At 70.5% G+C, this 10,707-nt stretch carries 6 protein-coding genes; all 6 read right to left on the bottom strand.

All coding sequences use genetic code 11. From position 1 onward, the window contains the following. Positions 1-60: 60 nt before the first annotated feature. Complete coding sequence (locus tag ACIBK9_RS28610) at positions 61-261, bottom strand: hypothetical protein (RefSeq protein ID WP_397162006.1); 201 nt, start codon at positions 259-261, stop codon at positions 61-63. 1,110 nt (positions 262-1,371) lie between these two features. Continuing rightward, positions 1,372-2,508 carry a hypothetical protein gene (locus tag ACIBK9_RS28605; RefSeq protein WP_397162005.1) on the bottom strand — a complete coding sequence of 379 codons (1,137 nt, stop codon included), beginning with the start codon at positions 2,506-2,508 and terminating at the stop codon, positions 1,372-1,374. 151 nt (positions 2,509-2,659) lie between these two features. Next, entirely contained in the window at positions 2,660-3,910 is a 1,251-nt protein-coding gene (locus ACIBK9_RS28600) for a TIGR02679 family protein (protein WP_357699402.1), read from the bottom strand. Next, the gene (locus ACIBK9_RS28595) at positions 3,907-7,995 is read right to left on the bottom strand and encodes a TIGR02680 family protein (RefSeq protein WP_397162004.1); all 4,089 of its coding nucleotides are present in this window, start codon (positions 7,993-7,995) and stop codon (positions 3,907-3,909) included. The genes ACIBK9_RS28600 and ACIBK9_RS28595 overlap by 4 nt, the downstream gene beginning before the upstream one ends. Beyond that, entirely contained in the window at positions 7,995-9,146 is a 1,152-nt protein-coding gene (locus ACIBK9_RS28590) for a TIGR02678 family protein (protein WP_357699406.1), read from the bottom strand. The genes ACIBK9_RS28595 and ACIBK9_RS28590 overlap by 1 nt, the downstream gene beginning before the upstream one ends. Continuing rightward, positions 9,143-10,675 (bottom strand): TIGR02677 family protein, encoded by a 1,533-nt coding sequence (locus ACIBK9_RS28585; protein WP_357699408.1) that lies wholly within the window; start codon positions 10,673-10,675, stop codon positions 9,143-9,145. The genes ACIBK9_RS28590 and ACIBK9_RS28585 overlap by 4 nt, the downstream gene beginning before the upstream one ends. Positions 10,676-10,707: the final 32 nt, after the last annotated feature.

Here is a 10,707-nt window from a genome sequence, read left to right as displayed (position 1 = left end):
TTCGCTCTGGATCCGTGATCGGATCGGGGACGGTGCGCAGTCGGGCTGTTGGTTCAGGGCTTAATGCGCTCGGTGCTGGTTGTAGAAGTGTTTGTACCCGCGCAGGGCGTGCCGAAGGTGGCATTCGCTCCATACGAGGCAGCGGTCGAGAAGCTCGCGGCGGCACGACTGCACTCGCCGCTCCGTGATCGAGTTCATCCGCGGTATCCGAATGCCGGTGAGCACCGTCTTGATGCCGGCCGCGGCGAGGACGTCGTCCATGAGGGCCGGGAACTTCCCCTCCCTGTCTCGGAGCAGAAACGCGCCCGGCAGCCGACATCGTCCAGATCCATCAGGTTCCTGATCGCTTGGGTGACCCGGTTTGCGTTCGGGTGCGCGGTGGTGTCGGGCACGCAGATGCGCTTGGTGGTGTGCTTGATGAGCGTCAGGACATGCCGGCGTTGCCCGTTGAGGGTGACGGTTTCGATGAAGTCGCAGGCCGGCATGGTGTCGGCTCGGGGGCCAGGAAGTCGGCCCACGTGGTGGAAGCCTGCTCGGGCGCTGGATCAAGATCGGCCTGTTTGAGGATCTCTCAAACGTTGGACGGTGCCATTTCGATACCGAGGGTGGTGAGCTCACCGCGGACCCGCGGGGAGCCCCAGCCGGGGTTCTCCCGAAGCAGACGCAGGACGAGAGAGTGCGGATGGAGCGGACCGTGCGCGGGCGGCCAGACCTCTTCGGCCGGCAGATACGGGCATGGTGCTGTCGTATCAGATCGCGGTGCCAGCGCACGACGGGGTCCGGGCGGACGAGGAGCCTCAGCCGTGTAGGGCCTCGCGGGGCAGCGCAGTCAGGAGCGCGGCGAGAAGGGTGTAGGGCGTCAAAACTCGCGTGCGTGGGTTGAGCTGGGGTTTCTCCGACGTAGCCGTGCGACTCGGCGGTACTCGTTGATCACTCCTCCGAGTACTATGTTGCGTTCGATCCGACCTTCCATGGACACCACCGTCACCAGGCGTGCGCCCAACGACTCACCCGATCAAGACGAACAGGCACGATTGGGCCAGTGCCGCGAGAACGGCTCGGTCGGCCCAGTCCGGCTTGGGGCGTCCGATCTGGCGTCGTAGTACCGCCACTTCGTGACGCAGCACCATGATTTCCGCGTTTTTCGACGCATGACTGCGGCCCAATGACATCAGCCAGCCGAAGAGTCGCAGCGTGATGAGGTAGAGCAGGCGGACAAGTACAAGACGCGACCTGTGTCTCACATCTCGGCTGGCACGGACAGCTGTTGAAATTCCTCCCGTGAGACTGGGCCGCCGGCGAAATCTGACACTGCCGTACGACCGAGGATGACCGGAAGATCTGCCGGCGGTTGACGGTTGCGCGCAGAGATCACCGCTCCGACGACTCGTCAGGCAAGGCGCTCCGCAGGTGCCTGGCCATCGTCTCGCTGACCGGGACAGTGGTGGGCAGTTGGGGCTCGTCGAAGTAGCGGGACTTGTACCGGCGCAGCAGTGACTCCCCGTGCTCGGGCCAGGAGAAGCCCTTCTTCTTGAGAAGCTTGCCGAAGACCACGCCGGCATTGTCCGGGGCGGGGTCGGTCAGGAGCCGGATGGCCGCGGGGGAGATGTCGTCGCCCCGCAGGTAAGAGGTCAGGGTTTCGCGGTAGCGGCGCCGGTTGATCAGGAGCGGGTCGGCGAAGAGCTCCTGGAGGAGACCGAACTCGAGGTAGAAGCTGATTCCTGTTTCCGGGTCGAAGTGGATGGCCACCGTTTCGGCGTCCAGCACCTCCTCGGGATAGGTGAAGCCGGGCAGGGGGAAGGTGTTGCCGGGCTGATCCCGGTCCATGCAAGCCCGCATGAAGGCATCGTGTCGCGGGGCCACGTCGTCTCCCGAAACCACGATGTATTCGGTGCCGTACAGGTCGAGGAAGACCTCTCGCTGTGCGGCGAGCATCCGGCGGGCGGTGGCGAGCTTGTCCGGGTTGCGGAAGACCAGCTTGGGGTTGCGCAGGCCGATGTCCGCGGCCTGGGTGAGGAGCTGGTCACGGGCGTCGGCGGGAAAGAGGCTGATGTGCGCGCTGACCAGCCAGTCCTCGCCGAGCGGCACCAGGCGGCCGATGAGGAACATGCCCCTCTTGATCGGGCGGAACGCGGACTTGCCCATGTTGGACCGGGCGCGATAGGTGAGCTCGTCCACGAGGTTGAACAGGACCAAGGCGTCCTGTTCTTGTCCCTGGACCTCGAAGATTCCTTCGACCACGTCCCTCCAGCCGAGGAGCATCGCCCGCTCCTGCGGGCTCAGGCCGGGGTGGGCGCGCAGGAAGCGGTCGATGACCGTGTCGCCGGAGGCCAGTCGGTGCTGCAGGGCGAAATGATCGACGATCATGCTGGCGGTCACCTCGCTGTCGGCGAGGTCGTCGGGACGGCTCCGCTCGAAGGCTTCGTCGAGTTCGCGGGTGAACTGGGGTGAGAGGGCGAAGTTGACCAGCCGCTCCTTGAGGGCCGCGGCGTGCTTGATGGCGTCCATGACAGCGCTGTTTCTTTCTCGAGCCCGTGCTTTCGCCGGGCTTGTTCGGTTACTGTCCGACACCTGCCCCGTTCCGTAGACCGGGGGGTCACGTGCCGGGCGGCTGAGACTGCCTGACCACCGGGTCGATGATCACAAGAAAGTCCGGGTCTCAGTGCCTGCCACCTTCCTTCGGGATCAGGTCGGCGATCAACTCGGCGAGTACGAGCTCCTCCTCGACCCGTACGCCCCGTCGCTCCATCGCGATGCCCAGTTCCGGATCCCAGGGAGTCGGGCGCACCTGCCCTGACAGTGGCGCCGACGAGGGCACGGCTTGATAGGAGGCGGTATCGAAGCGCCACGGCAGGAACCCGACCCTCTCGTGGACCGCGGCGGCGATGGCGATCCCGCCCCAGTCGAAGTCCCCGTGGTAGGCGAACGCCGCGCCACTGACCGTGAGAAGGTCCAGCAGCCGCCAGACGGCCGCCGACGGTCGGCCGCCGCCGCATACCAGGGGTGGGCAGGAGGGTCCGAGTTCGTCGGCCGCCGCGGCGACCACGACCGGGTTCTCGCAGATCCTGACCAGGTCCGCGCGCAGCGGTGCTTCGTGGCGGCGGAGTTGACGCAGGGTCAGCACGCACGGCTCGCCCGCAGCCCTGGCGGCGCTGAGCATGCGTCCGGTAGGGGAGTGATCGTCACCTGGCAGCCCCAGGCAGAGGACGAGGGAGGACAGGTCATCGAGATGCACGCCGACCGCGGCCCAGGCCGAGCGGCGGGCGTCCGCGCCGCCTTCGCCCGCGTGCGGCAGACCGGACAGGGCACGGGCCGCGGACAGGGCGAGGGTGGCCAGCGGGCGTCCCTCGTCCAGAGCGTGTGCGTCTGCGCAGGTCTCGGCGGCGAGCCGGCCGAGGGGCGTGCCCGGTGACGGCAGTCGCTCCAGCACGGCGCTCAACCGGTCGAGCAGGATACGTGCTTCTTGGGCTGTGGCGGCGAGCCTTCTGACCAGTCCGGTGGACTCCAGCCATGATCGCCACCCGGACAGCTCGGGCCGGTCGGCGATGAGAGCGTCGAGCCTGGCGAAGGCCCGTTCCCAGGCCGCCGCCTGTGCGGCCTTCTCGCCGGCCTGGTCCCGGATCGGGCCACGCAGGCGTACGACGGCCTCGCGCAGCCCGCCTGCGGTGACGCCGCCCGCTCGTAGGATGCGGTCCACCTCGTCCAAGGAGACCGACAGGGAAGAACCGGCTCCCGCACGGCGGCCGAGCAGCACCTCGGCCGCGCGGCGCTGCGTGGAAGTCGCGGCCGTGAGCGTCACCGTCCCGGTCAGCGGCTTGCCCTGTTCCAGGCGGCGGCGTGCCCGATCGACCAGCCAGGCGATCTCGTCACCGCCGAGCAGCCGCCCCAACCGCTCATCCTGGACACTCATGCGAACAGGCCGTCCTGTGCCACGGCCACGTCAGGGGCCGGCATCGCGGTGACCGGGCGCTCCGCTCGCCGCCGCTCGCGCCCGTCCCAACGCCACGGGGTGACCAACACCGCGTCCACGCCGTCGCGACGGGACAGCTGGCAGATCGCAAGCCCCGGGACCTGCGGGTAGCAACCCCATTCGCGCTCGCTCGTCATCACCACGTCCATGTCGAACGTGGCCAGCAGGCCCAGGCATTTGGCGCGCGAGTCGTCGTCGACGCCCGCGAACGCCTCGTCCAGGGCGACCAGCCGCGGAGCGTACGGGTTGCCCGCCGATTTGTAGTGGGCCGATGCGGCGGCGAACAGCGGCACGGACGCCGCGAGCACTCTCTCACCGCCGGAGGCCGGCCCGGTGGCGGCCCGCCATTGCCCGTCCTGCAGCCGCTGGATCGCGAACTCGTGCCAGACGCGGTAGTCCAGGGCCCGGGTCAGCGCTTCCGTCCATCCGGCGGCAGGGTTGTCGGCATGCTCGCGGGCGATCCTGTCCTGGAGGAATGCGCCCACCGCCGACCGGTCGGCGACGGACCAGGCGTCCACCGTCTGCCGGAGCTTGTCGCGGACCCGCTCCAGCCCTTCAGGAGCGTTCCTGGCGATCTTCCAGACCAGGCGCAGGCGCATGCCGGTAGAGGTGGGGCGGGACTCCAGCTCGGCGTTCATCTCCCGGACCTCGGACTCGGAGGCGGCGATCAGCTCGTGCAACGTTCCGGCGACCTCGTTGAGCAGGTGGTTCTCCAGGATTTCGCGTTCCTTGGCCGACAGGAGCCGGGCTCTGTGCCCGGTCTCTTCCGCCAGCGCTTCGGCGAGGCCGGGAACGTCCCTGCTGCGGCCCTGGAACAGCACGTCCACGATCATGACCCCGTCCCGCAGGGTCAGTCCGACGGAGTGCCCGTGTCTGGCCATGGCGTCCGACAGCAGCTTGTGCTCCTCGGCCACCTTCTTCTGCACCCGGTCCCAGGGGCCGTGGCCGTCGTCCACGGTGTCGAGCTCGGCGTTGACCGTCCTGGCCAGAAGCACCGTGGGGGTGGCCGCCCACTGGCCGTCCGGGGCGGGCACGTCCAGAGCGGGGAGCGCGACGTGCAGCAGTCCCGTGGCGGAGAACGCCTGGAACTCCTGTACGGCGGTGTCGCGTGCCGTGGTCGCCTCGTCGATCTGGCCGCGCAGGGCGTCGCGCACGCCCTCGGCCTTGCCTCGTTCCTGCAGGGCCGCCTGTTCTTTGCGGCGGGTCTCGCCCTCGGCTGAGGTGCGTTCGCGCAGTTCCCGCTCCACCTCGTCGAGCCGGCGGAACAGCTCCTCGACCGCGGCGCCGGCGGTTTCCACCAGTGCGCGGTAGGTCTCCGCCGCGGCGTCCGCCTCGCCGCGTGCCGCCGCCGCCAGCTCGGCCGCGTCGTCGAGCCGGCTCCGGGTTCGTGAGAGGTCGTCGGCGGCTTCGTGGGCGGCCTCGTGAGCGGCTCGCCGCGCCTGTTCGGCGGGCCAGAACCGGGCCAGTGCCAGCCGGTAGCCGGCGACTCCGCTCTTGACCTCGGCCAAGGCCGGAGGCTCGGCAGGCAGGCCGACGTCGCCGGCGAACTCGGCGGCCCGGTTGCCGGCGGTCTCCAGCTCGCTCTGCCGTTGGAGCGCCACCCCTGTCGCGGCGGTGTGCTGGGCGTCGAGTTCGCGCCGGCGTTCGTACTCGGCGGCGAGTTTGACGTGGGCCTCGCGCAGCGGCGCGTCCGGGGGCAGCGCCCGGTGCTCGGCCGCGAGCCTCTCGCGCCGGGCGGCGAGCGCGTCGAGGTCGGCGCCGAGGTGATGGATCCGCTGGGCGACCTGGTCCAGCTCCTCTCGGAGAGCCGCCAGCCGGGCACGCCGCGCCGCTTCTCGCGCGCCCTCGCCGATGTAGTGGGCGTCATTCTTGCGCCATGAGCCCGCCAGCACGCCGTTGGCCCACTGTCCGTCGACGGTCACCCACGTCCCACCACCCTGGCCGAGCGCGATGCTCTTGAGCACCGTCTCGACGGCGGCGTCGGACAGGGCCGCGGCCTGCGGGTCGGCGCGGTCGAGGGCAGGACGCAGGACGGCGGAGCACGACGCCCCGGCCGGCGGCTCGCCGGTCACGACGAAGGTGTCGTCCTCGGCAAGCAGCCGCCCGTCGGGCGTGACCCACGCGTCCAGGATGCCCGCGGCCTCCAGGGCGGCCTCCAGCCCGGCCCGATGCGCGGCCGGCACTGCCTCAGCGAAGTCCACCACCTTCCACAGCGGGCCGCCAGGACGGCCGAGCCGGGCGTCTGAGCCGCGCGTGTGCGGGGTGGGCGGAGCGTCGTGTCCGCCCGCCTCCAACCGGGCCATTTCTTCCGTCAAGGATGCGGCGGCCCGCCTCGCCTCGCGCAGCTCCGCCTCCAGTCCGGCGCCCAAGCGGCCGAGCGCGTCGGTGGCGTTCCTGGCCGCGTCGTCGGCCGCCGTCGCGGCCGGGTTGGGGCCATCGACGGAGACGGCCCAGCCCTCCAGCGTCGCGAGCATCTCGTCAGGGTCGTCCAGCCGCAGCTCGGTCAGGCCGGCCAGGTACAGGGCGTACTCGTGGACCAGCCCGGCCGTGGCCGCGCCGGTGGCCTGCTCGGCGGCTTCGATGCGCTCGGCGGCGGACTGCAGCTCGCCGGTCAGCCGGTCCACCTCCGTACGGGCCGTGGCGAGCCGGGACCGAGCCTGCCGCACGGTGTCGATGAGCCGCTCCAGCTCGTTGATCGCCTGCTCCTGGCGGTCGGCCAGCGTCTCGGCCTCCCGCCGGGCCCTGGCCTGCTCCGACGGCTCGCCGAGCGCGTGCCAGTCGATGACGGCGAGGTGCCCGGCCTCGAACGCCGCCGCGCGGGCGGCCGTGAGCGCGGACTCCCTGGCCTGGTCCAGCTCCCGGTCCGCCTCCTCGGCCTTGCCGAGGGCGGTGCTCGCCCGCTGCTCCCGGCGCTGGGTCTCGCCGGTGAGGCGGTCGCGCTCCTGCTCGTACCGGCGCGCGTGGGAGTCCAGCCGGCCGGCTTCCTCTCCCATGTGTTTGAGCCGCTCGGCGTCACGCATCTCGGGGCTCTGCCGCAGCGCCTCCTTGCGGGCCTCCAGCAGGTTCCGCTGGGCTGCCAGCTCCTCCAGCACCTGCTGGGCCGCGGACAGCTCCGCCTCCGCGGCCGCGTGGCGGGCTTCGGCTTCGCCGAGGTCGCGGCCCAGGTGCTCGTACCGGCTCTGCGCCAGGCGGGGGACGGCGGCCTTGCGCTTGGCCGCGATCGCGGCGTACCGGCGGTAGTGGACGAGGAAGTCGGCCGCCGCCCCGCGCGCCTCCTCCAGCCCGCGCAGCGCGTCTCGCTCCTCGTCAAGGCCGCGGAACGCCTCGGCGACCGTGGCGATCAGAGTGGGGCTGAGCGGTGGCAGCGCCTCGGTGAGGGCCCGCGACAGGAGCTTCTCGTCGGGCTTCTTGGACAACTGCGGCTGCCGCAGCTGAATGAGAAGGTTCACCAGCGCCTCGTAGCGGTGCTCGCCGAGCCCGAACAGCGCTTCGTCCACCGCCCTGCGGTAATCGGCGGCCCGGTCGTAGGCCATGCCGTGGCCCTCGATCGCCTCCCGCAGCTTCTCCCGGGTGAGCACCACTCCAGTGGAGCTCAGCAGGTGGAGATCACGGCCGATGCGCTGGGGGGTGACGAAGAACCAGTGCCGGACGATGCCGCGGTCCTTGACCGCCTTGAGCCCGCAGCCGATCGTACGGAACTCCTCGCTCCCGTCGGCGGCGCGGCGGCCGAACTCCATCCATGCGTACCCCAGCCGCTCGGGGTGCGGGTGCCTGCCGCCCAGCAGCAGGTTCCACTCCATGCGCTTCTGCCGGTCGCCGTCAGGCTCGACCCGGTGCGGGGCGAGCTCGCCGTCGAGCAAGAACGGCAGAGTCAGGGCCAGCACCTTGGACTTGCCCGTGCCGTTGTTGCCGCGCAGCAGCAAACGGCCGTCGTGGAAGTGGAACTCCTCCACGTCGTAGTAGAACATGTCGACGAGTCCGGCGCGCAGCGGCTTCCAGCGCTCGGAGGTCGGTGAAGGGAGCATCACTGTCCCTTGATGACGGGTTCGTCCAGCGCGTAACGGGCAATGGCGGGCAGCCCCACGGCCGCGTCCTCCGTGACGTGGACCAGCCGCAGCGCCGTGAGCTTGCCCAGGGCCGTGGCCAGCAGCCCGTCCTCGGCGCCCGGCTCGGTCACGCCCTTGCGCCAGAACGACACATGGTCACGGGCGGCCTGCCGGACGAATGCCCTCAGATCATCCATGCTTGATGCCCCGCGGGTGGCGAGGTGCTCGGCCACCAGCAGCGTCACGTGGCCGTCGGTGCGCTGTTCTGGCATGCGCACGTCGGTCAGTTCGTCGTCGGGATCCACCATCGCGATGCCCTCCGCGCGTACTTCCGCCACCAACCCGGTGGCTTCCACGATCCGGCGGGTGATCGCGTGCCGTTGGGAGGTCAGGTAGGTACGCTCTGCCTCGTCCAAGTCGGCGAAGTAGATCACCGGGTCCTCCAGCAGCCTGCGGGTCAGCCTGCGGCGAAGTGCCTGGTTGCGCAGGTCGTCGGTGTCGGGGACAGGCTCGGCGGTGAGCTCGGCCAGCCGCTCCTCGAACGACCCCGTGGTGATCGTCGATGGGCCTCGCGTTCCGGTGAGCAATGCGGCCAGGACCGGCCTGCGCACGTCGTACAGCACGTCACCGGTCGAGGTCAGATATGCCTCCTCATCGCCCGAGACTCTGCGCAGCACTCCCCAGCCGAGCAGCGTGCGCACCACGGTCACCAGATCGGCCCGCTCGGCACGGCTGTCAAGGGTGAAGTGAAAGTCCAGTTCGGGCTCCGCCGCCGCCGACAGCACCTCCTCGGCCAGGCGGCCGAGCGTGGTCTGCGCGTCGGCCCGCTCCAGCACGGCCAGCGCCAGGCAGAACAGGACGTAGCGGCGCCTGCCGTACGGCTCTCCCGCTTTGCCCCTGGCGGGGTGGGTGGCGTCGGACGTGTCCGCGACGCCCTTGAACAGCCGCGCGGCGCCCGAATCCACCGTCAGCCGCCAGCCGGTCTCCCGGGAGAGCCACTCGCGCAGCTCGGTCAGATGGCGGCGGACCAGCACCAGCGCCTCCGCGTCGTCCTCGGCCGTCAGCAGCGGCTTGGCCAGCAGCGCGCGCAGCGCGGCGCGGCGCTGGGCCAGCTCCTCCTCGGGCGTCATCGGACCACCATGAGATCGGAGATCTCCACCACGTGCTCAGGTCCAGTGAGAACGCCGTCCTCGGTGTGGATCGCGACCTCGCCGCCATCGGGGACAAGGGTGAGCCGCACCCCCATCGAGCCGTCGCCCGTCACCGTCTTCACTTCCGTCTCCCCGGGCCGCCGCGCCGCCAGCGCGTCACCCAGCAGCCCCAGGAACAGCCGGAACGCCCGCGGGTCCAGCACGTTCAGCTCCGAAAGCAGCACCGGCCCGCCCGTGCGGAGCCGGGCCCGGGCCGCGGCGGTCTCGGCCGCCTCCCGCTCGGCCTGCTCCATCAGCAGCCTGCGCGCCTGGCTGCGGTCGGCCACTTTGTTGGGCTTGCCACGCCGCTCGTAGGAGCCGGTACGCCGGAGCCGAGGAGAGATCCTGATCGGCGGTGCGTCCTGCCACGAAGTCCCGGCGCCGACCTCCCGCCACTCCTCCAGGGTGGCGGTGGTGACCGTCAGGTGGCGGGCCGGGGTCAAGCCGAAGGCCGCCCGCCACAAGCGGTGCATCGCCGCTTCGTCGGGCGCCTCGGCGAACCAGCGAGCCAGGGCACGGAAGTCCGCGGATCGGTCGGAGCGTCCGGACCTCCGCTCGTTGAGCAGCCCGACCGCGTCGATGAGCTGCTTGATCGCCGTGATCGCCGCCTGGCGCAGCAACCGCGCCTGTGACGGCCGGCCCACATCCGTGGAGACGAACCAGTCCCGAAGTCCTCGCCAGCGGTTCAGCCACGAGGAGTACGCCGCCTCCTCGGCCCTCCCGTACGCGTCTGCGGCTTCCGACCGGTCGGGCACCGCGTCGGCGGCCTCCCTGCGCGCCGCCAGTCTCAGCAGCTCCTCATGCCCGCACGTCTCCAGCCGGGCCAGCAGGGTCGCTATCCGCGCGCCGGAGTTGGCCAGATCGGCGATGAACCGGTTGATGTACTCGATCAGCCGCTCCTTGTAGGCGACGAACCCCGCCACGTCGCCGTCGGAGAAATCGATCGCCCGGCGCAGCGAGGCCATGAACGCCTGGGCGTTGTCCGCCAGCGACGAGAAGCGCTCGGCGAGGGAGAGCAGGAGCAGATGAACCCTGGCCGGGTCGGGATCCTGCTCCTGAGCCAGAAGGGTCAGCGCCTGCAACTGTTCGGCGATGTCGCCCAGGGCCACCGACTGCAGCACCCCACGCCGCCCGATCGCCTCCTCGTAGAAGTCGATCGCCTGCTCGGCCGCCTGACCCGCAGGGGTGAGCTGGAACAGGAACCGCTTGCGGTGGAAATCCTCCACAGAGGTGACCCTGCCGGTGTCCGCGTCGGCCCGCAGGTTGCCCCACTCCCGCAGCTTCTCCAGGGCTTGCGCGAGCGCATCGTCGTTGTCCCGCCGCAACTCCGCCGCCACGTCCTCCGGCCGCAGATGCACGATGAAACGTTCCTTCGCCCGGGCGAAGACGCGCAGGATCTCCCGGTAGAGGGCAGCGTTGGGAGCGCTCAGGTGAGCGAAAGGCTGATGCTCTTCAGACGGGGAGGCCATGGTGCCAGTTTTCCTGACCGGAGAGAGGGCCG

Source organism: Nonomuraea sp. NPDC050227 (genome assembly GCF_044459705.1).
Taxonomy (GTDB): Bacteria; Actinomycetota; Actinomycetes; order Streptosporangiales; family Streptosporangiaceae; genus Nonomuraea.
The sequence above is the reverse complement of the archived record's forward strand: the minus strand, read 5'-3'. Positions and strand labels throughout refer to the sequence as shown.

Coding starts and splice junctions, on each gene's coding strand:
- ACIBK9_RS28610 (WP_397162006.1), bottom strand. CDS start 261: ATGGACGACGTCCTCGCCGCGGCCGGCATCAAGACGGTGCTCACCGGC.
- ACIBK9_RS28605 (WP_397162005.1), bottom strand. CDS start 2,508: ATGGACGCCATCAAGCACGCCGCGGCCCTCAAGGAGCGGCTGGTCAAC.
- ACIBK9_RS28600 (WP_357699402.1), bottom strand. CDS start 3,910: ATGAGTGTCCAGGATGAGCGGTTGGGGCGGCTGCTCGGCGGTGACGAG.
- ACIBK9_RS28595 (WP_397162004.1), bottom strand. CDS start 7,995: ATGCTCCCTTCACCGACCTCCGAGCGCTGGAAGCCGCTGCGCGCCGGA.
- ACIBK9_RS28590 (WP_357699406.1), bottom strand. CDS start 9,146: ATGACGCCCGAGGAGGAGCTGGCCCAGCGCCGCGCCGCGCTGCGCGCG.
- ACIBK9_RS28585 (WP_357699408.1), bottom strand. CDS start 10,675: ATGGCCTCCCCGTCTGAAGAGCATCAGCCTTTCGCTCACCTGAGCGCT.